This window comes from Allobosea sp. GW823-FHT01F03 (assembly GCF_058798075.1).
Map to the genome: position 1 here is coordinate 2,151,979 of NZ_CM179505.1, position 22,579 is coordinate 2,174,557.

A 22,579-nucleotide genomic window follows, 5' to 3' on the forward strand; every position below is an offset into this window, starting at 1 on the left:
AGCAGCCACCGATCCGGTCGCGCCGCTTTCGCGTGCGCGACCCTCGCCGCCTGGCGGAGGGTCGGTTCCGAGCCAGGATGCGCCCGTGGACATCAGCGTTCCCAGACCCGAATTCAAGTTCGAGTTCAGCCATGTCGGCATCGTGCGGCTGGTCACGGCGGTGATCGCCGTCGCCATGGCGCTCTATCATATGTGGGTGATCCTGCCGCCGGCGCTCGGCGGGCAGGGGACGCCGGAAGCGATCATCTTCCGCGGCACACATCTTCTGTTCGCGCTGGCGCTGACTTTCCTGATCTATCGCAGGACGGGCGCCGATGCGGCGCCGTCGTTGCTCGACTATGCTCTGCTCGCGCTCGCCGTCGCGCCGATCACCTATCTGTTCTGGAACTACGATTACATCGTCAACCGGATCTACTATGTCGACGACATGACGCCGGTCGACATGGCCATGGCGGTCCTTCTCGTCGTCCTGGTGCTCGAGGCGACGCGGCGGCTGATAGGCTGGGCGCTGCCGCTCACCGCCATCGCCTTCCTCTGCTACGCGCTGTTCGTCGCGCGGGTCGAGCCGATGCGGCTGCTCGACCAGCTCTTCATGACGACGGAAGGCGTCTTCGGCGCGCCGCTCGGCGTTTCCGCCGCCTATGTGATGATCTTCGTGCTGTTCGGCTCCTTCATGGAGCGCACCGGCACCGGCCAGCTCTTCATGGATTTCGCGCTCTCGCTGACCGGCCACACCGCCGGTGGGCCGGGCAAGGTCTCGGTGGTCTCGTCGAGCCTGTTCGGCACGATCTCGGGCAGTGCCGTCGCCAATGTCATGGTCGACGGGCCGATCTCGATCCCGCTGATGAAGCGGACCGGATTCAAGGCGCATTTCGCGGCGGGCGTCGAGGCGGTGGCCTCGACCGGCGGGCAGATCATGCCGCCGATCATGGGTGCAGCGGCCTTCGTCATGGCCGAGTTCCTTTCGGTCTCCTACGGCCAGGTGGTTATCTGGGCGCTGATCCCGGCGGTGCTCTATTATATCGCCTGTTTCGGGGCGGTGCATTTCGAGGCCAAGCGCCATGGCATCATGGGCGTGCCGCGCAGCCAGTTGCCGAGGCTCGGCACGACCTTGCGCGAGCGCGGCCATCTTTTCATCCCGGTGCTGACCATCCTCACCGTGCTCTATTCCGGCTATAGCGCGCCTCTGGCCGCGCTGGCCGGCACGGTGCTGTGCTTCCCGGTCGCGGCGCTGCGGGCTTCGACGCGCGGCAATGTCCGGTTGCCTGTTATCATCGACGCGATGATCGACGGCGCGCGCAACGCGCTCGCCGTGGCGCTGGCCTGCGCCTGCGCCGGCATCGTCATCGGCGTCGTGGCGCTGACCGGCGCCGGCATCGTCTTCACCCAGGCAGTGATCGGCCTGTCGCAGAACTATCTGCTGCTGGCGCTGCTGCTCACGGCCGTCGCCGGCATCGTGCTCGGCATGGGCATGCCGACGACACCGGCCTATATCGTAATGACCTCGCTCCTGGTGCCGGCGCTGATCAAGCTCGGCGTGGCGATGCCGGCGGCCCATATGTTCGCCTTCTATTTCGCCATCCTGTCGGCGATCACACCGCCGGTCGCGCTCGCGGTCTTCGCCGCGGCGGGGCTCGCCAAGGCCGATCTCTGGAGCAGCGGCTGGGCGGCGGTGAAGATCGGTGCCGCCGGCTTCATCGTGCCGTTCATGTTCGTCTATGAGCCGGCCCTGCTGATGATCGGTGACTGGCCGACGATCATCTGGCGCTTCGTCTGTTCCGTGATCGGCATCGGACTGCTCGCCGCCGGGTTGCACGGCTACCTGCTGCGCCGCGCCGCGGCGTGGGAGCGGATCTTGCTCGTCGGCATGGCCTTCTGCCTGGTCAAGCCGGACTGGATGACGGATCTGATCGGCCTCGGCGCGGCGGCGGCGATGCTGGCCTGGCAATGGCCGAGCCGGGACCGAGCTTCGGAGACCGCAGAGGCGCAGGCCGACCCGGCCAAATAGCGCCTGGCCCGGCGCGTCGCGGTGCGACACGCGCGCCGAGCCTTGAACTCGCAGCAGCCCGGGCAGGGGCTATTTGAAACCGATCACCATGCCGTCGACGCCCGAAGCGAGCTGCAGACCCTGGCGGCGAGCGTCGAGGCTGATGGTGACGCCCTTGTTGTTCTTGAGGACCAGGCGCCCCCGGCCGGCGCGGCCGACCGCCCAGCCTTCGCTCAACTGGACATAGGTTCCGGCGAAATCCTCGCGCTGCCTGAGCCCGTAGACCCGGCCCGTGGCAGTGAGCTTGGACGCGCCGATGCCGCCGACGCCGAGGCCGCCGACGCTGATCGGATAGTTTCGGCCGCGAAAGGACAAGGTGCCGCCGCCGAGCTGACCCTGGCCGAGGAAGGCGATGGAGAGCGCCTCGATGCGGACGGAGCCGCTCGGCGGGCCGAGCGTGCGCTGCTGGGCTATGGCGGCGGGCGGGAGAAGCATCAGCGCGACCGCGCCGATGCGGGCAAGGCTGTTCAGTGTCACGAGCATGCTCCCTGCTAGGCGGATGCAACCTGAACGATAGAGCCGGCCAGGGTGTTCCACCAGCCGCGATCACCTTGTCGTGGCCTCGGATTCTTCAAAATGCTCCGTTTCCCCAACCTGGTCTTGCGGCCGCACCGGGGGATCAAGACTGGAGCCGTACGAAAAAATGCCCGGCCGTCGCGCCGGGCATCATGGCGGCGGGTCGTCGTCTGCGGTCAGATCGTCAGCTTGCCGGCCTTGGCGGCGGCATAGCGGGCATTGACCTTGTTCCAGTCGACCACATTCCACCAGTTCTTCAGATACTCGGCCCGGCGGTTCTGGTATTTCAGGTAGTAGGCGTGCTCCCAGACATCGTTGCCGATCAGGACCATCTGCTTGTCCATCAGAGGCGTATCCTGGTTGGGCTTGCTGGCGAGGGCGAGCTTGCCGTCCTTGGTCACGGTGACGAAGGCCCAGCCCGAACCGAAGACACGCAGGCCGGCCGCGTCGAAATCGCTCTTGAACTTGTCGAAGCCGCCGAGGTCGCGAGTGATCGCCGCAGCGACCTCGCCGGTCGGCGCGCCGCCGGCATTGGGGCCCATGATTTCCCAGAACATGCTGTGGTTGGCATGGCCGCCGCCGGCATTGCGTACCGCGACGCGGGCGCCTTCGGGCACCTTGCCGAGATCGCCGAGCAGTTGCTGCAGCGGGGTTTGCGCAAGCACGCCATGGTCCTTCACCGCGGCATTGAGGCCCGCGACATAGGCGGCGTGGTGACGGTTGTAGTGGATGTCCATGGTGGTGGCGTCGATATTGGGTTCGAGCGCCGCTGCTTCATAGGCTCGCTTGGGCAGCGAGAAGGGCCCGGCCGGAGCGGCCGGCGTGGCGGCCTGTGCCCAGACCTTCGGGGCCAGGGCGAGGCCTACGGCGGTGGCGCCGAAGCCGAGCAGCGAGCGGCGCGAAAGCGAAGCGAGGTGATGCATGGGACTCCTCCAGGGGCCGGTCGCCTTATGCTTGGGCTGCCGTTAGGTTATCGCGAAGAGCAAGGCTGGAATACGGCGATCATGAGATCGGAGTTTCGGGCGGGTATGAGCATTCCATCGGCCAAAAATGGCATGATCACGGCCATTAACCGCCGATTTACTGCGTTCGTTTAGGTTCTGCCCGCCGATTGCTCATGCGGAAGCGCCGTGTCCATGCACGCCCAGGCATTGAAGACGCCTGTCCCGGCCAATGAGGAAGCGCCCGAAGCGCTGGCCGCCTCGCGCGCGGTCGTCGAGATCGCCGAACGCTTCGGCAAGCTGAGCAGCGAGATCACCGACATTTCGGGGCGGATCGGCGACGTCAATGGACAGCTCGACCGGCAGACCGACGGGCTGCACCGCGTCGTCGATTCCGTCGATCAGGTGGCGCGCGCCAATCAGGCGATCCAGCGTTCGGCCGAGGAGGCGCAGAATGCCGCCTCCGTCGTGAAGAGCGGGCTCGAGCGCGTCACCGGCGCGGTCCGGCTCGGCCTCAATGCGGCGCAGAAGGACATTGGCGAACTCTCCGACGGCGCTCAGTCGATCTCGCAGGCGCTTGCCGGTGCCGCGGACCGGGCCCACAAGCTGCGCGAGGCGAGCGAGGCGATCCAGTCGATCACCCGCGAGATCCAGCTGCTTTCGATCAATGCCGGCGTCGAGGCCGCCCGCAGCGGTGCCGCCGGACGCGGCTTCGCGGTGATCGCCGCCGCGGTCAAGCAACTCGCCGAACAGACCCGCGACGCCACGACCGCAAGCGCACGGCAGCTCGAGGCGCTCGTCGCCACCGTCGACCAGCTGGCGAGCCAGAGCGAGGCCAATGCCCTGGCGGCGCGCCGCGCCAGCGAGGAGAGCCAGGGGATTTCACGCCAGATCGGCGAGCTCGACCATTTCGGCAAGTCGGTGGTCGGACTGATCGCCGAGATCGACAGCATTTCGGCGCCGACGCGCGACAATGCGGTGGCCTTCGCCAGGGTCGGGGCGGAGCTGAAGGACCTGGTCGGCGGCGTCGAGCAGTCGAGCCACAGCCTCGAAGTCGCGGCGCGCCGGGCGAGCTCGCTCGTCTCGACCAGCGAGGCGGTCCTCGGCGCGATCGCCGCCTCAGGCGTGCGCACCCCGCAATCGGAGATGATCGCGACGGCGATCGAGGTAGCGACGACGATCGCCGGCATGTTCGAGCAGGCACTCGCCAATGGCGAGATCGGCATGGCCGAGCTGTTCGACGAGGATTACCGGCCGGTACCGGGAACCAATCCGGTGCAGCAGATGACGCGCTTCGTCGCATTGACCGATCGCCTGCTGCCGCCGCTGCAGGAGCGGCTGCTCGCCGGCAACCGGCGTGTCGTGTTCTGCGTCGCGGTCGACCGCAACGGCTTCCTGCCGACGCACAACCGCAAATATGCGCAGCCGCAAGGCCCCGATCCGGTCTGGAACAATGCCAATTGCCGCAACCGGCGCCTGTTCGACGATCGCACCGGGCTGGCGGCTGCGCGCAACCAGAAGCCGTTCCTGCTGCAGACCTACAGGCGCGACATGGGCGGCGGCAATTTCCTGGTGATGGAAGATCTGTCGGCGCCGATCTTCGTCAGGGGCAGGCATTGGGGCGCTTTCCGCTTCGGGCTCAGCGTCTGAGCGGCGGATGGTGCGACAAGCGGTTCTTGGAGTAGCGGGCCTGCGCGCCCGGATGTGGTGTTGAGTATCGGGTCGCAATCGCCGTCATGCATATCGCTCCCGCCTTTCCCAATCTCTCGGTGCTGCTGATCGACGCCAGCCCGCACTATCGGCGCATCATCCGCACGATGCTCTATCAGGCGCAGCTGCAGCGGATCTTCGAGGCGGCGGATCTCGCCGCCGCCGCGACCATGTTCATCCAGAAGCAGCCCAACATCGTCATCCTCGACTGGGATCTGCCGGACGGGGACAGCATGAAATGCCTGGCCTCGATCCGCTCCTTCAAGACCTCGCCCTTCGCCAAGGCGCCGGTGCTGGTGATGATGGAGCGGCCCGACCGGCGCGCGGTCGTCCAGGCCGCCAAGCTCGGGGCGCATGAGATCATCGTCAAGCCGATCTCTCCGAACAATCTCTGGCTGCACCTGTCGGGGATCATCAACATCCCGCGCAAATACAAGGAGCAGAGCGGCGCCATCACCCTGGTGCCGCGGGCGATCAGCAACAGCCTGTTCTGAGGCCTCCATCGGATTCCGGGCATCGGCGGACCGGGAGCGTGGGTGCAGCGCCGCACGCCCCGAAATGGTCACAATCCTTCCTCGTCCGGCGAGCGCTTAGCGAAATTTTTACCAATTCCGTGACAGCGTTCGACAATTCGTCACAGGTCGAGCTGCCGTGGTCATTACTGTCTCCCTGCCGCCCCTTCTCGGCCGTTCCGAAGCTGCCGCCTTCCGCAACCAGCTCCTCGTCGCGCTCGAGCAGCGCGAGAGCGTCTGCGTCGAATGTGCGGGAGCCGGAGCCTTTCCCAGTCTCTGGATCCAGCTGCTGCACGCTGCTGCGGCCAGTGCGAAGGCGCATGATCTCAGCGTTACCCTCAAGGCGATGTCCGAGGAGTGCCGTCAGTCCTTTCAGGCGATCGGCTTCGATTTCGCCCAAAGCGCCCTCGTCCTGGAGTGAATGCGATGCGCATCCTGGCAATCGACGACACCAAGACCCTGCTCAGCCTGCTTAGCATGACGCTGCGTAATGCCGGGCATGAGGTGGCGGAGGCGGAAAATGGCGAGGAGGGCCTCGCACGCTTCGACCAGTTCAAGCCCGACCTCGTCATCACAGACCTCAACATGCCGGTGATGGACGGCATCGAGTTCACGCGCGCCTGCCGCGCGCGGCCGGCCGGACAGAACACGCCGATCATCGTGCTGACCACCGAGAACGGCGCCGAGATCAAGGCGGAAGGCCGCCGCGCCGGTGCCAGTGCCTGGATGGTCAAGCCATTCGAGCCCAACACCCTGCTCGGCCTCGTCGCGCGCTACCAGAACTGAGGCGGCTTGATGGATCCTCTGGCGGAACTCAAACAGACTTTCTTCCAGGAATGCGAGGAGCTGCTCGGCGCCCTCGAGCAGAAGCTGCAGGCGCTCGACGAGGGCTCGCGCGATCCCGAGGACGTCAATGCCGCGTTCCGCGCCATCCACTCGATCAAGGGTGGGGCCGGGGCCTTCGGCTGCACCGAGCTCGTCTCGTTCGCGCATGTCTTCGAGGCTTCGCTCGACCATCTGCGTTCGGGCCGGGTAGCTCTGGACGATGCCCCCTTCAGCCTGTTCCTGCGCTGTTCGGATGCGGTTTCCGATCTCGTCGCCGCGGCGCGTAACGACGAGCCGGCGCAGGCCCGTCCGGATCTGCTGGCGGCGCTGGAAAAGGTCGGACAGGCCAAGCCGGACGCTCCGGCCGCTGTCAGCGACGAGCCCCCCGGCATCGCTGCGCTCGGCAATCTGCTCGCCATGGTCGAGGCCAAGAGCGCAGCGCCGGCCGCATCGGCGCCCGCCGCCGATGATGGCTGGGACGACGAACCCGTCGTCGCGGTCGCCGCGCCCCGGCCCGGCCGGGAGGTCTGCGTCCGGATCAATCCGGACAGCGACCTGTTCCGCCGGGTGATCGAGCCGCGCGTCGTGATCGGCAGCCTGCCGGACGAGGAGATCGTCTCGGTGGTCTGCGATATGAGGCAGGTTCCGGCGCTGGAAGCGCTCGACGTCACCGATTGCCATATGCGTTTCAGCGTGCTGCTGCGCACCGAGCTGCCGGTCGAGGAAATCGTCGCCAAATTCGACTTCACCCTCGCCAATGAGGAGTTCGAGGTCGAGGTCATGCCGGATGCGGCCAATGATGACGGGCTCGACGAGATCGCGCCGCCTTCCGAGGTGCCGCAGAACGTCGCCGCGGATCTCTCGGCGATCCTTGCCCGTCTCGGCCCGCCTGCCGCGCCGCCCCCGGCTGCCCCGGAGCCGCCGCCGGCGGCTTCGCTCGCGCCCGCTGCCGTCGCTCCGCCGCCGGTCGCCGCGCCGCGCCCCGCCGCCAAGCCGGCGGCGAACGACGCCGCGGCGGCACGCCAGCGCCAGGCGGTCAGCGTGCGCGTCGATCTCGACCGTATCGATCGGCTGATGAACCTGGTCGGCGAGATCGTGATCACGCAGTCGATGCTGGTCGAATGCGTCCGTTCTCTGCCCTATGACGTCTACGCCAAGACCGCCGAGGGCATCCTGACCCTGTCGCGCCAGACGCGCGAACTGCAGGACCATGTCATGGCGGTCCGCGCCCAGCCGGTGAAGGCCGTGTTCCAGCGCATGCCGCGCCTGGTGCGCGAGCTCGCCCAGACGCTCGGCAAGGAAGTGAAGCTCGTCCTCGAGGGCGAGAATACCGAGGTCGACAAGACGATCATCGAGGAGCTCGCCGACCCGCTGACCCATATGATCCGGAACTCCATGGATCACGGGCTCGAAACGCCGGAGGAGCGCATCGCCGCCGGCAAGAACCCCGAGGGCACGATCAGGCTGATCGCCGAGCATCGCGCCGGCCGGATCGTCATCTCGGTCACCGATGACGGGCGCGGCATCGGTCGCGACAGGCTGTTGGCCAAGGCCAGGTCTCGCGGCCTCGTCGGCGCCGACGAGAGGCTCGCGCCGGAGGAGATCGACCAGCTGATCTTCGCCGCCGGGCTGTCGACGGCCGATGCGGTCAGCGACATCTCCGGCCGCGGCGTCGGCATGGACGTGGTGCGGCGCAATGTCGAATCCCTCGGCGGCCGCATCAGCGTCGATTCCGAGCCGGGCCGCGGCTGCAAGTTCACGCTCGCTCTGCCGCTGACGCTTGCCGTGCTGGAAGGCATGGTGATCCGCTGCGGCGACGATCGCTATGTCATCCCGATCGCCAGCGTGATCGAGACGCAGCATCTCGCCAATACGCCGATCGAAAGGCTGACCTTCGGCCAGGAAGTGCTGCGCTGGCGCGGCGAGGTCACGCCGCTCTACCGGCTCGGCGCGGTGATGGGCTCGTCCGGCACGCGCGACGAGAACATCATCATCATCGCCGAGACGGAGCGCGGCGGAAATGTCGGCATTGCGGTCGACGAGATCGTCGGCCAGCAGCAGGTCGTCGTGAAGAGCCTCGAAGCCAATTACGGCACGGTCAACGGCGCCTCGGCGGCGACGATCCTCGGCGATGGCCTGGTCGCCCTCATCCTCGACGTCGACTCGATGCTGCGCCTGGCGGCGGCCGGCGGTCGCCCAACTGCTCCCGAACTCAAATTGGCTGGATGACCATGACCCTGCAACTCGGCGAAAAGCACTTCACCTCGGCCCAGCCCGAATCGGCCGCGCGCCGGATCGTCACCTTCCGCGTCGGTGACCGGACCTTCGGCATCGATGTCGGCATGGTCCGCGAGATCAAGGGCTGGCAGGCCACGACGCCGCTGCCGCATGCTGCTCCGCATGTGCGCGGCGTGCTCAATCTGCGCGGCGTGATCCTCGCCGTCTACGATCTGCGCACCGCGATCGGACTGGGCGTCACCGATGCGACCGCGACCCATGTCATCGTCGTCGTCGATGTCGAGGACAAGACTGCCGGCCTGCTTGTCGATTCGGTCTCCGACATCGTCGACGTGCCGGTCAGTGCGGTGCGTCCGGCGCCGGATCTGGAGCGCGACGAGCACGGCCTGATCGAGGGACTCGTGCTGCTCGACACCGATATCGTGGCGCTGCTCGACCTCGCGGCGGTGATTAAGGACGGCGGCGACGCCCAGGCCCGGCAGGCACGCGCCAACTGAATCGCCGAGCGATCGCCCAAGGACGCCCGCCACCGCGCCAGAGGAAGCTGTCCGGCCTGCGACCGCCCCGAAGAAACCAACAGAGCCGATGAGCATGATGCCGGCGGGCCTTTCGAAACTGACCTTCAAACTGCCGGCGCTCTTCGCCGGCGGGGCTCTGCTCGCCGCCACCGGGGTCACGATCGCGGTGCTGCAGGCGACTGCGGCGAAGCTTGCAACGCTCGGCCTCGCCGGTCCGCAGGCCGAAACCGTGACCTCCGCCATGCTCGGCCCGGCGCTGGTCTTCGGCACTGCCGGGATCGCCGTCGCCGCCGGGCTCGGCTGGCTCGTCGCGCGCTCGCTCGCGCGGCCACTGGCGGCGATGCGCGAGGGCACCGAGCAGCTGGCGCAGGGCAAGGAAGCCGATCTGCCGGAACTCGCGCGTCAGGACGAGGTCGGCGATCTCGCCCGCAGCCTGCAGCAGCTTCAGGACAGCAGCGTCGAAGCCAGCCGGATTCGTGCAGCGCTCGACGGGTGCCGTACCAACATCATGGTCTGCGACGCGCAGGGTCGTGTCGTCTTCGCCAACCGGTCGCTGCTGAAGTTCTTCGCCGAGGCGCAGGACGATTTCCGCATCGCCTTTCCCGGCATTTCCGCCAAGGACATGCTCGGCAAGGTGATGGACGTCTTCCACCACCAGTCGTCCGGCGGGTTCGTGGCCGGCGGCATGCGCTCGCTGCGCTTCGCGCTCGGGCGGCGCACGGTCGCGCTGACCCTGAGCCAGATGGTGCAGGCGGACGGCCGGCTGCTCGGCGCGACCATGGAGTGGCGCGAGCTGACGGATGAGGTCGCGGCAGCCAACGAAGTCGCCGATGTCGTCTCCGCCGCGGCTGAAGGCGACTTCTCGCGGCGCATCCCGCTCGCCGGCAAGTCCGATGCGCTCGCCCGCATCGCCGAGGGCATCAACCAGATCAACGATATCGTCGACAGCGGCGTCGGCGAATTCGCCGAGGTCCTGGCCGGGCTGGCGGAAGGGGATCTGACCCAGCGTGTCGTTGGCGACTATCAGGGCCGGCTCGCCGAACTGAAGCGCGGTCTGAACGAGACGATGGCGCGGCTGGCGCAGACCGTCTCGGGCATCCAGGCGACCTCCGGTCATGTCGCGACCACTGCCGCCGAAATCCGCAGCGGGGCTGCCGACCTCGCTCAGCGTACCGAGGACAGCGCTGCCAGCCTCGAGCAGACCGCGGCGACGACCGAGCAGCTCGCCGCCTCGGTCAAGCAGAGCGCGTCGCGCTCGCGCACGGCGACGGAGCGCGCCGGCGAGGCGATGGGCGTGGCCGAGGCAGGGCAGAAGGTCGTCGCGGACGCGATCCGCGCGATCGAGCGGATCGAGCAATCCTCGGCGCGGATCTCCGATATCGTCTCGGTCATCGACGGCATCGCCTTCCAGACCAATCTTCTGGCTTTGAACGCCGCGGTCGAGGCGGCTCGCGCCGGCGAGGCCGGCAAGGGCTTCGCGGTCGTCGCCTCCGAGGTCCGCACCCTGGCGCAGCGTTCGAGCCAGGCGGCAAAGGACATCAAGGGGCTGATCGCCGCTTCCAACGAGCAGGTCGCCGACGGGGTTCGTTTCGTGCGCCATACCGGCGATGCGCTGAACCAGATCGTCACCGCGGCGGGGCAAGTGACGAGCACGGTCGCCGAGATCTCCGAGGCCACCGCCGAGCAGGCCGGCGGCATCGCGGAGATGAGCCAGGCCGTGGCGCATATGGACGAGGCGACGCAGCAGAATGCCGCGCTGGCCGAGCAGAGCGCCGGATCGGCGAACAGCCTCGCCAGCCAGATCGAGGCACTGCGGAACCTCGTCGCCTTCTTCCATACCGAACAGGCCTCGAGCCGAGGCCTGCCGATGCCGGCCGTCCCCCATGTGCCTGCGCCGCGCCAGAACTCGGCCTCGCAGCGTCCGGCGCCGGCGACGGCTTCCCGCGGCAGCGACAACCGTTTCCGGCCCGAGCCGCCGCGCCGCAAGGTCGCAGCCGGCGGGCGGCGCGACGAATGGGCGGAGTTTTAAGCGTTGCGGGTGCAGAGTCAGACCATGCTAGCCCCCAGCCCCCCGGCCGAAGCCACCCTGACGCGCGACGATATGGGTTTCGTCGCCAGACTGGTCTACGAGCATGCCGGCATCGTCATCCGCGAGCACAAGGAGGCGATGACGCGCGGCCGGCTGGCCCGCCGCGTCAAGGCGCTCGGGATGAGCTCCGTCGCCGAGTACTGCGCCTTCCTGAAGACGCCGGCGGCGATCGACGAGATTCCCGAGCTGATCAACGCCGTCACCACCAACCACACCGCCTTCTTTCGCGAGCGGCATCATTTCGACCATCTGCGCGCTGAGGTCCTGCCACGCCTGATCCAGGAGCGCGCCGCCCGGCGGGGGCGCATCCGGATTTGGTCCTCGGCCTGTTCCTCGGGCGAGGAGGCCTACAGCATCGCCGCCGTTTCGCGCGATGCGATCGGCCATCGCGGCGATCTCGATTTCAGGATCCTGGCGACCGATATCGACACCGACATCCTCGACCGCGCCGCCGCCGGGGTCTATCCGCTCGAACAGTTCGAGCGCCTTCCCGGCGATCTGCGTCCGCTGCTGCGGAACGAGGCCAATCCCATGCGCGGAGAGGCCCGGATCAGCGAGGATCTCAAACGGCTTATCGCCTTCAAGCGGCTCAACCTGATCGAGCCCTGGCCGATGCGCGGCGCCTTCGACGTCGTCTTCTGCCGCAACGTCTTCATCTATTTCGACACGCCGACCAAGGCGGCGATCCTCGATCGCTTCGTCGGGCTCATCCAGCCCGGCGGCTTCCTCTATCTCGGCCATTCGGAATCCCTGCCGCAGCCGCATCCCGGGCTCCGGCTCATCGGCCGGACGATCTACGAGCGCATCCCATGACCCTGGCCCGATCCTCGCGGCGCTATTTCGATCCGCGCTTCGATGCGACCATCATCACGGTCGCGCCGGGCGAGCACGAGATCACCTCGGCGAAGGACGAGATCGTGGCGACGGTGCTCGGATCCTGCATCTCCGTCTGTATGCGCGATCCCCAGGCCGGGGTCGGCGGGCTCAACCATTTCCTGCTGCCGAAGAACAATGGCGGTTCGGACACCCATGCCGGCGAGCGCTATGGCGACACCGCCATGGAGGTGCTGATCAACGGGCTGATGAAGCGCGGCGCAAGGCGCAACCAGCTCGAGGCCAAGGTTTTCGGCGGTGCCCGCGTGCTCTCCGGCGCCACCATGCTGGCGATCGGCGAAGGCAATATCACCTTCGTCAACGAGTTCCTCGCCCGCGAGGGCATCCCGGTCGTCTCCAAGGACGTCGGCGGCACGCGCTCGCGCCGCATCCATTACCAGCCTTCCACCGGACGCGCCTGGGTCCAGCACGTGCAGCAGGCCGCGCGCGATCCCGAACGGGAGCAGGAGCTCGCTTACCTCAACCGTCTCAAGACCCAGCCGGTGGCGGGCGAAGTGGAGATCTGGTGATGGGCATGCAATCCGCTTCGGCCGGCCCGGTAAAGGTCCTGGTCGTCGACGATTCCGTGCTGATGCAGAAGCTGATGACGCAGATCGTCAACGCGACGCCCGGATTCCAGGTGATCGGCGTCGCCGGCAGCGCCGAGGAAGGCTGGGATGCGATCCAGGAATTGCGGCCCGACATCCTGACGCTCGATCTCGAACTGCCCGGCCGGCACGGGCTGAAGCTGCTCGCCCGCGTGCTGAAGCAGGATCCGCTGCCGGTGCTGATCGTCTCGGCCTTTGGCGGCCCGGGCGCCGACAACACCATCCAGGCGCTGGAGCTGGGAGCGATCGACTTCATCGAGAAGCCGGACGGCACCACCCATACGCTCGAAGGCTTCATGAAGCATGTCGGCACGGCGCTGCAGCGGGCTTCGGCCAGCCGCCGCCTGCTCTTGGCGGCGCGTGCCACGACGCAGGGCGCGGTTGGCGCCGGAACTCCGATCCCGAACCGCCCGACCATCCCCCGCGAGATCAGCCGCACGGCCGGCAAGGCGCCGCTGATCGCGATCGGAGCATCGACCGGCGGCGTCCCGGCCGTCCAGGTGGTGATGCGCGATCTCGCCTTCACGCGGCTGCCGATCGTCGTCGTCCAGCACATGCCGGCCGGCTATACCGCGAAGTTCGCGGCCAGACTCGCGGCGGCGACGGGCCTCGATGTCCGCGAGGCCGCCGATGGCGACCGGCTGAGGCCGGGCATGGCGGTGGTCGCTCCCGGCGGCCATCGCCATCTCGAGATCGAGGAGCGCCGTGGCGAGTTCGTCTGCGTGCTCAGGGAAGGCCCCCTGGTCAGCGGACATTGTCCTTCGGTCGACGTGATGTTCCATTCGGTGGCGCGGGCCGCCGGCGCCCAGGCCGTCGGCGTGCTGCTCACCGGAATGGGACGCGATGGCGCTGACGGTTTGTTAGCCATGCGCAAAGCCGGGGCCGAAACATTAATCCAAAGCGGCGAGACCTGTGTGGTAAACGGGATGCCGAAAGCCGCGTTCGAGATCGGCGCCGCTGACCGGGCCGTCGCGCTCGACCAGATCGGTGGCGTCGTCGCGGGGCTGATCGGCGACAGGCCGCATCAGCGCACCGCCTGAGGAGAGTGTTATGACAAAGGCGAGAAGCGATTATCGCATCCTCGTGGTGGACGACCAGAAGAGCATGCGCGGCCTCGCGACCTATTTTCTGAAGCAGATCGAGTTCCAGGATATCGACGAGGCCGAGAACGCCCGCGAGGCGCTGATGAAGATGCAGGTCAAGCGCTATGATCTGCTGCTGCTCGACTGGAACATGGACGGGATGAGCGGCATCGACCTGCTGCGCGCCATCCGCTCGGTGCCCGAGCTCAACCAGATCAAGATCATCATGGCGACCTCCGAGCGCTCGGTCGACAAGATGGACGAGGCGACGACCAATGGCGCCGACCATTACGTCGTGAAGCCCTACGAGCTGCGCGACCTCGAAGTCCGCGTGAAGAAGGTCCTGGCCTGCTGAGGCCCGGACCAGATCTTGTTTTTTCCGCGAAGCCCCGGCCGCAAGGCCGGGGCTTCGCCGTCCCTGGCGAGCGGCCGAGGCGGTACCAAAAAACCTGCTCCCGCCGAGGCTGATTTTACATTAGAGTGCCTGCCGACCTTGCGGGAGCCAGCCCATGCGCCTCCACCGCCGCCATCTGCTCGCCTTGCTCGCCTGTCCGCTGATCGCCGAGGTGAAGGCGGCGCAGGGAGAGAACAACGCCTATGCCTTCAGCTTCGACAGGGCGGAGGGTGGCCGGGTCCCGCTCGAAGCCTATCGCGGCAAACCCATCCTGATCGTCAACACCGCGACGCGCTGCGGCCTCGCCGGCCAGTTCGCCGGGCTGGAGCAGCTCTGGCAGCGCTATCGCACCCGCGGGCTGATGCTGATCGCGGTGCCGAGCAATGATTTCGGCGGCCAGGAGCCGCTTGCCGGGGCCGCCATCGCCGAGGCGGTGCGGCAGAGCCATGGCGCGAGCTATCTGATCACCGAGAAGGTCGCGATGCGCGGCGAGGCGGCCCATCCCTTCTACCGCTGGGCGGCGAGCCAGCGGCCGGCCGAGACCCCGACCTGGAATTTCCATAAATACCTGATCGGCCGCGATGGCAGTCTCGCCGGCAGCTTCAGCTCGCGCACCGACCCGGTCTCGCCCGAACTCGTCCAGGCGATCGGGCAGGCGCTGGAGAAGCGGCGCTGACGAGAAGGCGCGGGCCGGCTCTCAGCCGCGCGCGTAGATGTCCTCGATCCTGACGATGTCGTCTTCGCCGGTATAGGCGCCGACCTGGACCTCGATCAGCTCGAGCGGAATCCGTCCCGGATTCTTCAGCCGGTGCGTGCAGCCGATCGGCAGATAGACCGATTCGTTCTCGTGGATCATGACGGTGCGCTCGTCGACCGTGACTTCGGCCGTGCCCGAGACGACGACCCAGTGCTCGGCCCGGTGGAAATGCTTCTGCAGGCTGAGCTGGCCGCCTTCCTTGACATGGATGCGCTTGACCTGGAAGCGGGCGCCGATGTCGATGCGCTGATACCAGCCCCAGGGCCGGTAGATCCGCAGATGCTCGCTGGCTTCTGGTCGGCCGGCGGCCTTCATCCGTTCGACCAGGTTCTTGACCTTCCCGGCTGCCGCCATCGAGGAGACCAGCACGGCGTCGCGGGTTGCGACCACGACGACATCGTCGAGACCGACCACCGTGGTCAGCATCTCGTCGCTGCGCACCAGCGAGCGGCGGCTGTCGATCACCACGGCGCGCCCCTCCAGCACATTGCCGTCGCCGTCCTTGGGCTTGATCTCGTGGATCGAGTTCCAGGAGCCGATATCCGACCAATCGAAGGAGGCGGCGAGCATGCCGGCGAGCTCCGTGCGCTCCATCACGGCGTAGTCGATCGAGATGCTGGTGGCGCGGACGAAGCTTTCCCGGTCCAGCCGCAGGAAATCGAGGTCTCGTCCGGCCTTTTCAACGGCGGCCTCGGCGGCTTCGAGCACCTCGGGAGCGTGACGCGCGAGTTCACTCAGCATGGTCCTTGCGGCGAAAAGGAAATTGCCGCTGTTCCAGAGATAGCCTTCGGCGAGATAGCGCGTGGCGAGTTCGAGTTTCGGCTTCTCGACGAAGCGGGCCAGGCGGCTGGCTCCCGGCTCGGCGAGCTCCTCGCCCGGTGCCAGATAACCATAGGCTGTCGAGGGATAGGTCGGCGGGATGCCCAGCGTCATGATCAGCCCGGCGGCGGCGAGGCGCGCGGCGCGTTTGCAATCGCTGCGGAAGGCGGCAGCATCGACAATCAGATGATCGGAGGCGAGGGCGATGCCGACAGCTTCGGGATCGCGCCGACTGGCCAGCACGGCGCCGACGGCGATCGCGGCGGCGGAATCGCGACGCTCGGGCTCCAGCACGATCTCGCCCTCGATCCCGCAGGCGAGCATCTGCTCGGCGGCGATGAAGCGGAAATCGTTGTTGGTGATGACGATCGGCGTGTCGAAGGTCGGGTCGGCCAGCCGCAGCAGAGTCGCCTGGAAGGTCGAGAGCCCGCCTTCGAGCAGCGGGATGAACTGCTTGGGCATGGTATCGCGCGACAGCGGCCAGAGCCGTGTGCCGGCGCCGCCGGCCATGATGAGCGGAATGATCTTGGGCGAAGGCATCTTGCGGTCTCGACGGCGAGCGAAACGGTGTCTGCCTCTCTAGAGCAGCGAAGCTACCATGTCATGAATGGTGCCGATTCTTCAGCCCTTCGGTTTCTGCCCCGGGCGAAAGGCCCGGATCACGCTCGGATCGGTCTCGAGATAGGGGCCTTCGATCAAGTCGATGCAATAGGGGATCGCCGGCATCACCGCGTCGAGGCATTCGGCGATGGCGCGCGGGCGGCCGGGCAGGTTGACGATCAGCGATTTGCCGCGGATGCCGGCGAGCTGGCGCGAGAGGATCGCGGTCGGCACCTTGGCGAGGCTGACCTGGCGCATCAACTCGCCAAAACCGGGCATCAGCTTGTCGATCACGTCCTCGGTCGCCTCGGGGGTGACGTCGCGCGGGGCCGGACCGGTGCCGCCGGTGGTGACGATCAGGCAGCAGCCCTCGACATCGGCGAGCTCGGTCAGTGTGGCTGCGATTCCGGCGCGGTCGTCGGGAATGACCCGCGAGACCGCCTGCCAGGGGTTCGTCAGCGCCCTGCCGAGATAGTCGAGGATCGCCGGGCCGCCTTCATCGGCATAGACACCGGCGGAGGCGCGGTCAGAAACGGTGACGATGCCGATCTTCGCAGGTGACGTCATGGCCTGTCCTTTATGTCTATCCGAATGTTCTTCAGCCCTCACCCTGAGGAGCGATCGCAGATCGCGTCTTGAAGGATGTTCCAGCTGGCTCCGGAGCCTCATGGAGCATCCTTCGAGACGCCGCTTCGCAGCTCCTCAGGATGAGGGCTTATCGATTCGTCGCTGTCTCAAACCCGGTAGAAATCGCGATACCAGCTGACCATCCGCCCGATCCCCTCGGCCAGCGGCGTATGCGGGCGGAAGCCGACGGCCGCTTCCAGCTCCGAGACGTCGGCGGCGGTGCGCAGCACGTCGCCGGCCTGGCGCGGCCTCATTTCCATCACCGCCTTCCTGCCGAGCGCCTGCTCGATGGTGGCGATGAACTCCAGCAGCGGGACGGGATCGGAGTTGCCGATGTTGTGGATGCGCCAGGGTGCCGAGGAGGTCGCCGGGTTGGGCTCTTCGCTCGACCAGGAGGGATCGGCCGCGGCGACCTGATCGAGCACGCGGACCACGCCTTCGACGATGTCGTCGACATAGGTGAAGTCGCGCTCGTGGCGCCCCTCATTGAAGACCTCGATCGGCTCGCCGGCCAGGATCTTGCGGGTGAAGATCATCGGCGCCATGTCGGGCCGGCCCCAGGGGCCGTAGACCGTGAAGAAGCGCAGGCCCGTCGCCGGCAGCCCGTAGAGATGGGCATAGGCATGGGCCATGGCCTCGTTCGCCTTCTTGGTCGCGGCATAGAGGCTGACCGGGTGGTCGGTATTGTCCTCGACGCGGAAGGGCGTGCGCGTATTGGCGCCGTAGACCGAGCTCGACGAGGCGTAGACCAGATGCTCGACGCCGTTCTGGCGGCAGCCTTCGAGGACATGTCCGAAACCGGCCAGATTGCTGTCGAGATAGGCCTGGGGATGGGTGATCGAGTAGCGCACGCCGGCCTGGGCGCCGAGATGGACGACGCGCTCGAAACGCCTTTCGGCGAACAGCGCCCGCATGGCTTCGCGGTCGGCGAGGTCGAGCTTTTCGAAGCTGAAGCGGTTGTGACCGGCGAGACGCTCCAGGCGCGCCAGCTTCAGGGCGGGATCGTAATAATCGTTGAGATTGTCGATGCCGACGACTTCGTCGCCGCGTTGCAGCAGGACCCTGGCCGTCTCGTTGCCGATGAACCCGGCTGCTCCCGTCACCAGAACGCGCATCGCCTTACCAAGCTGCTCTCGAACGCCTCGCGTCGTCTATCGGCCAGTGCGCGGTCCCGGTCAACGCGCCGTGCCACCGGCCGGGCCGCCTTTGCGGTCGCGCCATTGCCGCAGCAGCATCCGTCCGCGGGCGGCGAGCCGGGGCAGGGACGAGCCGGCGGGGCCGATCGCGATGATCGCATTCGCCATGGCCTGCCGCTCGCCCCAGGGATAGGCCGAGGCATCGACCCGGTCGCCGGCGCCGCTGTCGAGCCGGAACGACCCATCGCCGGCAAAGTCGCGGCGCAGCATTTCGATGGCGAGGCCGCGGCCGGGCGAGAGCCGGGCGAGGGTTTCGTCATAGGCGATCTTCAGGAAATGCGCCTGTCCGGCGAAATCGAGCAGCACGCCCGCGGCGACCGGCTTCCCGTCGAGCCGGAGCAGGTCGATCCTCGCCATGTCGGCCTCGGCGAAGCGGCCGATCACCTCGCGGAAATAGGCGGCATCGGCCGGAAGTTTCGCCAATGCCGTGCCGTTCGTGCCTTTCCAGCCGGCGGCTTCGAGCGCGAGGAAGTCGTCCAGAGCGGTGACGGCGTCGGAACGGCGATGGCGGCCAAGCTGCAGGGTGCCGGCACGCTCCAGCATGCGATGCTGCTGCAGCCGCTTCTTGTAGCTCTGGCCCAAAGCGCGGCGCAGATAGCGCTCGGCATCCTCGCCCGGCAACGGCATCGCCATCGGCCGCTCCCAGCTCTCGAAGCGGTGCAGCCTGCTGCCGGTTTCGGCGCAGGCCGCTGCCAGTGCCGTGAAGCCTGCGCCTTCCACGGGCAACAGCGGCAGGCGCAGCAGCTTCGGCAGATCGGCGGCGCCGGCGAGGAAGCGCAGCAGGGCGAGCCCCGCCGGCCCGGCGACCTGCCGGTCGAGCACTGGGGCGGAGGAGACCTCGTAGAGCGGCACCAAGGGCGCCTGCAGCATCGTCGCGAAGCCGGTATGGAAGCTGCGCCGCTTGCCGAAGGCCCAGACGCCGACGAGTTCACCGGCACCGCCCTCGGCGCAAAGGATGACGATCTCGTCGGCCCGTCGCACGGGCCCCGACAGGGCGGCGGCGATGGCGGCCGGCGCCATGTGCAGATTCGGGGCTTCGGCGCGCCGGCACAGATCCGCGAAGGCCGCGGCCATCGCGCCATAGCTCGCAGCGGAAACGCGGCGGACGTCGATCCTTTCGCTCATGTCCGCCTGAAGTCGCGCCGCAGCGACAGCACGAAGGCGATCACCTGCGCGGTGGCGCGGTAGAGTTCTTCGGGAATGGCGTCATCGAGCTCGACGGCGGACAGCGCCTCGGCCAGCAGGGCGTTCTGCTCGATCGCGACCTCATGCTCGCGCGCCGTTTCGACGATCTTCTGGGCGACTTCGCCCCGGCCTTTGGCGGTGACGCGCGGCGCGCCGTGCCCATCATATTCGAGCGCGATCGCGACCTGCGGGGCGAGTGGCTCGGTCATGAGCGGCGGTCCAGGAACTGGCCGGAAGCGGCCTTGGGCGGGCGCGGCTGGCCGGTGTGCACTTCCAGCGCGGCGCTGTCGAAACGGGCCTGGACCAGCGAGGCCTCGAGATCGGGGCCCGCCTGGCGCAGCAGCCGGCTGGTCTCCTCGCGTTCCGCCCAGAAGGAGACGGAGATGGCGCGGCCCTGCAAGGTCACCAGGCCCTGGAGCGCGCCGAGCGGCTCGGCATCGAGCCCGAAGCGAACGCGCCAGATCGGAGCTTCGGGCGTGGCAGCTCCCGGTTGCGGCGGGTCGCGTTCGATCTCGAGCGGCAGCAGCGCGGTGCCATTGTGCAAGGCGAGGGGAAGTTCGACGAGCCAGCGTTGCGGGGCTTGCGGCTCGCTGCGGCCGGTCTCCGGCGGCAAGGAGGCGTATTGGGCCAGCGTGATCCGGTCGAGCCCGGATTCTGCCTGTTCGAACAGGGTCTGGGCGATGGCTGCCGGACGCGCAGCCGCTGTCAGGCTGGGCTCCTGTGCCGGCTGCGGCGTCAGCAGGCCGGCACGTGGCATGGCGGGGCGTGAATCGGCGGCGGGCAGTGCCGCGGCGCTCGGGCCGGTCTGCGTTGAGGGACGTGCCGACGCTGGCTCGCCCTCGGCAGAGCGCAGATCGCGGGCGGGCAGCGCCTGGATGGCCGGCCGCAGCAGGTCGCGTAGGGCCTGTAGCCCGGCCTTGAGATCAGCCTGCGGCAGCCGCGCTTCGCCCATCGCCTGCCGGGCTTCGAGGAAGACGCCGGAACGCGCGACGGCGTTGCGCAAGGCCTCCGCGGTGAGCGGTTTGCCTTCGACCGGCAGGCGCTGGGCGAGGATCTGGTCGACCAGGGCGAGCAGCGGCTTCGGCAGGACCAGTGCGACCGAGCCCTGCGCCAGCGCTCCGAGATTGGCGAAGAGCGGGGCGAGGCTGTCCTGCCGGACGATGGCGGCGCCGAGCAACGGGCCGGCGATCATGCGCGGCGAGGCGGGGGCGTGCGGGGGCTGGATGGCTGGCGCGGGGATCGCGGCGCTCGCCCGCTCGGCCGGAAGCGGCGAGGCAATGGACGCCGTCGCGGTCGCGCCGATAGAGGCCGAGATCGGTGCCGCGGCGGCGCCGGCTGCGGGAAGCGTGGCGCCGGCGGTCGTCACCGGCTGCTGGACGAAAGCTCCGGAGCGCGGCGTCGCCAGCGTCGTCTGGGCAGGGGGGGCGGTTTGGCCCGGGGCCCGAGTGGGCTCGCCGGAAGGGGCGGGGCGGCTGCCGATCAGGACGGCCTGCATGGGCGCGCCGGGCTTGGCCGGCTCGTCGAATCGGAGCAGCAGCGTGGCGCCGGGCTGAAGGGCCGCCTGCCGGGCTTCCGGCCCTGCCAGGAGGAGCGCGATCTTGACGCCGTTGACGAGCGCGGTGGCGTTGCCTTCGCCGTCGAGCGATAGGAGCCTGGCCTCGACCGTATTGCCCGCTTTCAGGCCCGCGCTGTTCAGCGCCGCGAGCAAGGTCGCGAAGTTCTGGCTCTGCGCGAGCGTGGCGAGGTTCGCCTGGATGGTCGGCTGAACGGGCATGGGCAGAGCCTGTCACGAAAGGTTGAGGATTTCCTTGCGCAAGGTCGCCCTGCGCCGGTCGCGCTGGTGCGGGCGGGGCGTATCGGGCAGGTTTCCCGTCCCCCATGGAGATCGCCATGAATTATCGCCAGCTCGGCCGTTCCGGCCTCAAGGTCTCGCCGCTCTGCCTGGGCACGATGATGTTCGGAGGGGCGACGCCGGAAGCGGAGTCGCGCGCCATCATCGACCATGCCGCCGCAGCCGGGATCAACTTCATCGATACGGCCGACGCCTATTCCGACGGGCGTTCGGAGGAGGTCGTCGGGCGCGCCATTGCCGGCAAGCGTCATGACTGGGTGCTGGCGACCAAGGCGGCCAATCCGATGGGGCCGGGGCCGAACCAGCGTGGGCTCTCGCGCAAATGGCTGCTCCAGGCCTGTGATGCCAGCCTGAAGCGCCTCGGCAGCGATTTCATCGACATTTACTACCTCCACAAGGAGGATCACGAGACGCCGCTTTCCGAGACGGTACGGGCCGTCGGCGATCTCGTGCGGCAGGGCAAGATCCGCCATTTCGGCGTCTCGAACTTCCGTGCCTGGCGCATCGCCGAGATCTGCCGGCTCTGCGACGAGCTCGGCATCGACCGGCCGGCGGTCAGCCAGCCCTATTACAACGCGATGAACCGCATGCCGGAAGTCGAGCACCTGCCGGCCTGCAGCTATTACGGGCTCGGCGTCGCCAGCTATTCGCCGCTGGCGCGCGGCGTGCTGACGGCGAAGTACGAGCCCGGTCAGGCGCCGCCGGAAGGCACGCGGGCAGGGCGCGCCGATCGGCGCCTGATGCAGACCGAATGGCGCGAGGAATCGCTGGTGATCGCCCGGCAGATCCGCGACCACGCCGCGGCGCGCGGCATGACGCCGGTGCAGTTCGCGGTGCTCTGGGTGCTCAACAACAAGCTGCTGACGGCGGCCGTCGCCGGGCCGCGCACCATGGAGCAATGGCAGGGCTATCTTTCCGCCCTCGATGCCGCGTTCAGTGCCGAGGACGAGGCGCTGATCGACGCGCTGGTGCCGGCCGGCCATCCCTCGACGCCGGGCTATTCCGACCCGGCCTATCCGCTGGAGGGGCGGGTGGCGCGCACGGGGTGAGGCCGCTCCACTTTTCCCTTCTCCCTGAGGATGAAGTGGCCCGAAGGACTGGATTGTGGGGGCGGCCTTTCCGTCATGCTCGCCCTTGTGGCGAGCATCCACGGCTTGAATGTTGTATGCGTCAAAGGAAGACGAGGATGG

Annotated in this window: 22 protein-coding genes; 14 read left to right on the forward strand and 8 right to left on the reverse strand. The window is 67.9% G+C overall.

The features are described from left to right. Positions 1-85: 85 nt before the first annotated feature. Positions 86-2,008, forward strand: coding sequence for a TRAP transporter permease (locus AC3RCC_RS10155; RefSeq protein WP_291635469.1), 1,923 nt, complete (start codon positions 86-88; stop codon positions 2,006-2,008). A 69-nt stretch (positions 2,009-2,077) separates the two neighbouring features. Here the strand turns inward: AC3RCC_RS10155 and AC3RCC_RS10160 are convergent, their stop codons facing one another. Then, the gene (locus tag AC3RCC_RS10160) at positions 2,078-2,524 is read right to left on the reverse strand and encodes a hypothetical protein (RefSeq protein WP_291647032.1); all 447 of its coding nucleotides are present in this window, start codon (positions 2,522-2,524) and stop codon (positions 2,078-2,080) included. 215 nt (positions 2,525-2,739) lie between these two features. Further along, positions 2,740-3,486 (reverse strand): superoxide dismutase, encoded by a 747-nt coding sequence (locus AC3RCC_RS10165; RefSeq protein WP_291635466.1) that lies wholly within the window; start codon positions 3,484-3,486, stop codon positions 2,740-2,742. A 213-nt stretch (positions 3,487-3,699) separates the two neighbouring features. Between AC3RCC_RS10165 and AC3RCC_RS10170 the strand changes: the two genes are divergently transcribed. From AC3RCC_RS10170 to AC3RCC_RS10225, 12 genes are all read left to right on the forward strand, one after another. Then, positions 3,700-5,154 (forward strand): methyl-accepting chemotaxis protein, encoded by a 1,455-nt coding sequence (locus AC3RCC_RS10170; RefSeq protein WP_492258773.1) that lies wholly within the window; start codon positions 3,700-3,702, stop codon positions 5,152-5,154. 86 nt (positions 5,155-5,240) lie between these two features. Continuing rightward, entirely contained in the window at positions 5,241-5,708 is a 468-nt protein-coding gene (locus AC3RCC_RS10175) for a response regulator (protein WP_291635464.1), read from the forward strand. Between the two features lie 157 nt (positions 5,709-5,865). Further along, positions 5,866-6,147, forward strand: a complete 282-nt coding sequence (locus AC3RCC_RS10180) for an STAS domain-containing protein (protein ID WP_291635463.1) — start codon at positions 5,866-5,868, stop codon at positions 6,145-6,147. A gap of 5 nt (positions 6,148-6,152) precedes the next feature. Further along, positions 6,153-6,512 carry a response regulator gene (locus AC3RCC_RS10185; protein ID WP_066471565.1) on the forward strand — a complete coding sequence of 120 codons (360 nt, stop codon included), beginning with the start codon at positions 6,153-6,155 and terminating at the stop codon, positions 6,510-6,512. Between the two features lie 9 nt (positions 6,513-6,521). Continuing rightward, complete coding sequence (locus AC3RCC_RS10190; RefSeq protein ID WP_492258338.1) at positions 6,522-8,780, forward strand: chemotaxis protein CheA; 2,259 nt, start codon at positions 6,522-6,524, stop codon at positions 8,778-8,780. Positions 8,781-8,782: 2 nt separating this feature from the next. Further along, positions 8,783-9,286: a chemotaxis protein CheW gene (locus tag AC3RCC_RS10195; protein WP_291635457.1), complete on the forward strand. Its 504-nt coding sequence runs from the start codon at positions 8,783-8,785 to the stop codon at positions 9,284-9,286. A gap of 88 nt (positions 9,287-9,374) precedes the next feature. Beyond that, positions 9,375-11,336 (forward strand): methyl-accepting chemotaxis protein, encoded by a 1,962-nt coding sequence (locus AC3RCC_RS10200; protein ID WP_492258339.1) that lies wholly within the window; start codon positions 9,375-9,377, stop codon positions 11,334-11,336. Between the two features lie 24 nt (positions 11,337-11,360). Then, entirely contained in the window at positions 11,361-12,209 is an 849-nt protein-coding gene (locus AC3RCC_RS10205; protein WP_291635453.1) for a CheR family methyltransferase, read from the forward strand. Next, positions 12,206-12,799, forward strand: a complete 594-nt coding sequence (locus tag AC3RCC_RS10210; protein ID WP_291635451.1) for a chemoreceptor glutamine deamidase CheD — start codon at positions 12,206-12,208, stop codon at positions 12,797-12,799. Before AC3RCC_RS10205 ends, AC3RCC_RS10210 begins: the two co-directional genes overlap by 4 nt. Then, the gene (cheB, locus tag AC3RCC_RS10215; RefSeq protein WP_492258340.1) at positions 12,799-13,917 is read left to right on the forward strand and encodes a chemotaxis-specific protein-glutamate methyltransferase CheB; all 1,119 of its coding nucleotides are present in this window, start codon (positions 12,799-12,801) and stop codon (positions 13,915-13,917) included. The genes AC3RCC_RS10210 and cheB overlap by 1 nt, the downstream gene beginning before the upstream one ends. Positions 13,918-13,927: 10 nt before the next feature. Next, positions 13,928-14,314: a response regulator gene (locus tag AC3RCC_RS10220; protein WP_291635447.1), complete on the forward strand. Its 387-nt coding sequence runs from the start codon at positions 13,928-13,930 to the stop codon at positions 14,312-14,314. Positions 14,315-14,468: 154 nt separating this feature from the next. Next, positions 14,469-15,029, forward strand: a complete 561-nt coding sequence (locus tag AC3RCC_RS10225) for a glutathione peroxidase (RefSeq protein WP_492258341.1) — start codon at positions 14,469-14,471, stop codon at positions 15,027-15,029. Between the two features lie 21 nt (positions 15,030-15,050). On the opposite strand, the gene AC3RCC_RS10230 is transcribed toward AC3RCC_RS10225, so the two are convergent. The 6 genes from AC3RCC_RS10230 to fliK all read right to left on the reverse strand — a co-directional run bounded on the left by AC3RCC_RS10230 (position 15,051) and on the right by fliK (position 21,311). Next, complete coding sequence (locus tag AC3RCC_RS10230; protein ID WP_492258342.1) at positions 15,051-16,469, reverse strand: mannose-1-phosphate guanylyltransferase/mannose-6-phosphate isomerase; 1,419 nt, start codon at positions 16,467-16,469, stop codon at positions 15,051-15,053. Between the two features lie 81 nt (positions 16,470-16,550). Next, positions 16,551-17,096: a molybdopterin adenylyltransferase gene (mog, locus tag AC3RCC_RS10235; RefSeq protein ID WP_492258343.1), complete on the reverse strand. Its 546-nt coding sequence runs from the start codon at positions 17,094-17,096 to the stop codon at positions 16,551-16,553. A gap of 167 nt (positions 17,097-17,263) precedes the next feature. Next, on the reverse strand, positions 17,264-18,271 hold the full coding sequence (locus AC3RCC_RS10240; protein ID WP_492258344.1) for an NAD-dependent epimerase: 1,008 nt from the start codon (positions 18,269-18,271) through the stop codon (positions 17,264-17,266). A 60-nt stretch (positions 18,272-18,331) separates the two neighbouring features. Beyond that, positions 18,332-19,477 (reverse strand): GNAT family N-acetyltransferase, encoded by a 1,146-nt coding sequence (locus AC3RCC_RS10245; RefSeq protein ID WP_492258345.1) that lies wholly within the window; start codon positions 19,475-19,477, stop codon positions 18,332-18,334. Then, on the reverse strand, positions 19,474-19,746 hold the full coding sequence (locus tag AC3RCC_RS10250) for an EscU/YscU/HrcU family type III secretion system export apparatus switch protein (RefSeq protein WP_492258346.1): 273 nt from the start codon (positions 19,744-19,746) through the stop codon (positions 19,474-19,476). Before AC3RCC_RS10250 ends, AC3RCC_RS10245 begins: the two co-directional genes overlap by 4 nt. Next, a complete protein-coding gene (gene fliK, locus AC3RCC_RS10255; protein ID WP_492258347.1) occupies positions 19,743-21,311 on the reverse strand; it encodes a flagellar hook-length control protein FliK in 1,569 nt (522 codons plus the stop codon). Before fliK ends, AC3RCC_RS10250 begins: the two co-directional genes overlap by 4 nt. Positions 21,312-21,427: 116 nt before the next feature. On the opposite strand from fliK, the gene AC3RCC_RS10260 reads away from it, so the two are divergent. Then, complete coding sequence (locus tag AC3RCC_RS10260; RefSeq protein WP_492258348.1) at positions 21,428-22,438, forward strand: aldo/keto reductase; 1,011 nt, start codon at positions 21,428-21,430, stop codon at positions 22,436-22,438. Positions 22,439-22,579 lie beyond the last annotated feature (141 nt).

Bases quoted from the DNA above. Each gene is read 5' to 3' on its own strand.
- AC3RCC_RS10190 (WP_492258338.1), top strand. From the start codon at position 6,522: ATGGATCCTCTGGCGGAACTCAAACAGACTTTCTTCCAGGAATGCGAG.
- fliK (WP_492258347.1), bottom strand. From the start codon at position 21,311: ATGCCCGTTCAGCCGACCATCCAGGCGAACCTCGCCACGCTCGCGCAG.
- AC3RCC_RS10195 (WP_291635457.1), top strand. From the start codon at position 8,783: ATGACCCTGCAACTCGGCGAAAAGCACTTCACCTCGGCCCAGCCCGAA.
- AC3RCC_RS10230 (WP_492258342.1), bottom strand. From the start codon at position 16,469: ATGCCTTCGCCCAAGATCATTCCGCTCATCATGGCCGGCGGCGCCGGC.
- AC3RCC_RS10165 (WP_291635466.1), bottom strand. From the start codon at position 3,486: ATGCATCACCTCGCTTCGCTTTCGCGCCGCTCGCTGCTCGGCTTCGGC.
- AC3RCC_RS10220 (WP_291635447.1), top strand. From the start codon at position 13,928: ATGACAAAGGCGAGAAGCGATTATCGCATCCTCGTGGTGGACGACCAG.
- AC3RCC_RS10185 (WP_066471565.1), top strand. From the start codon at position 6,153: ATGCGCATCCTGGCAATCGACGACACCAAGACCCTGCTCAGCCTGCTT.
- AC3RCC_RS10260 (WP_492258348.1), top strand. From the start codon at position 21,428: ATGAATTATCGCCAGCTCGGCCGTTCCGGCCTCAAGGTCTCGCCGCTC.
- AC3RCC_RS10225 (WP_492258341.1), top strand. From the start codon at position 14,469: ATGCGCCTCCACCGCCGCCATCTGCTCGCCTTGCTCGCCTGTCCGCTG.
- AC3RCC_RS10175 (WP_291635464.1), top strand. From the start codon at position 5,241: ATGCATATCGCTCCCGCCTTTCCCAATCTCTCGGTGCTGCTGATCGAC.
- AC3RCC_RS10170 (WP_492258773.1), top strand. From the start codon at position 3,700: ATGCACGCCCAGGCATTGAAGACGCCTGTCCCGGCCAATGAGGAAGCG.
- AC3RCC_RS10240 (WP_492258344.1), bottom strand. From the start codon at position 18,271: ATGCGCGTTCTGGTGACGGGAGCAGCCGGGTTCATCGGCAACGAGACG.
- cheB (WP_492258340.1), top strand. From the start codon at position 12,799: ATGGGCATGCAATCCGCTTCGGCCGGCCCGGTAAAGGTCCTGGTCGTC.
- AC3RCC_RS10200 (WP_492258339.1), top strand. From the start codon at position 9,375: ATGAGCATGATGCCGGCGGGCCTTTCGAAACTGACCTTCAAACTGCCG.
- AC3RCC_RS10210 (WP_291635451.1), top strand. From the start codon at position 12,206: ATGACCCTGGCCCGATCCTCGCGGCGCTATTTCGATCCGCGCTTCGAT.
- mog (WP_492258343.1), bottom strand. From the start codon at position 17,096: ATGACGTCACCTGCGAAGATCGGCATCGTCACCGTTTCTGACCGCGCC.
- AC3RCC_RS10205 (WP_291635453.1), top strand. From the start codon at position 11,361: ATGCTAGCCCCCAGCCCCCCGGCCGAAGCCACCCTGACGCGCGACGAT.
- AC3RCC_RS10245 (WP_492258345.1), bottom strand. From the start codon at position 19,477: ATGAGCGAAAGGATCGACGTCCGCCGCGTTTCCGCTGCGAGCTATGGC.
- AC3RCC_RS10250 (WP_492258346.1), bottom strand. From the start codon at position 19,746: ATGACCGAGCCACTCGCCCCGCAGGTCGCGATCGCGCTCGAATATGAT.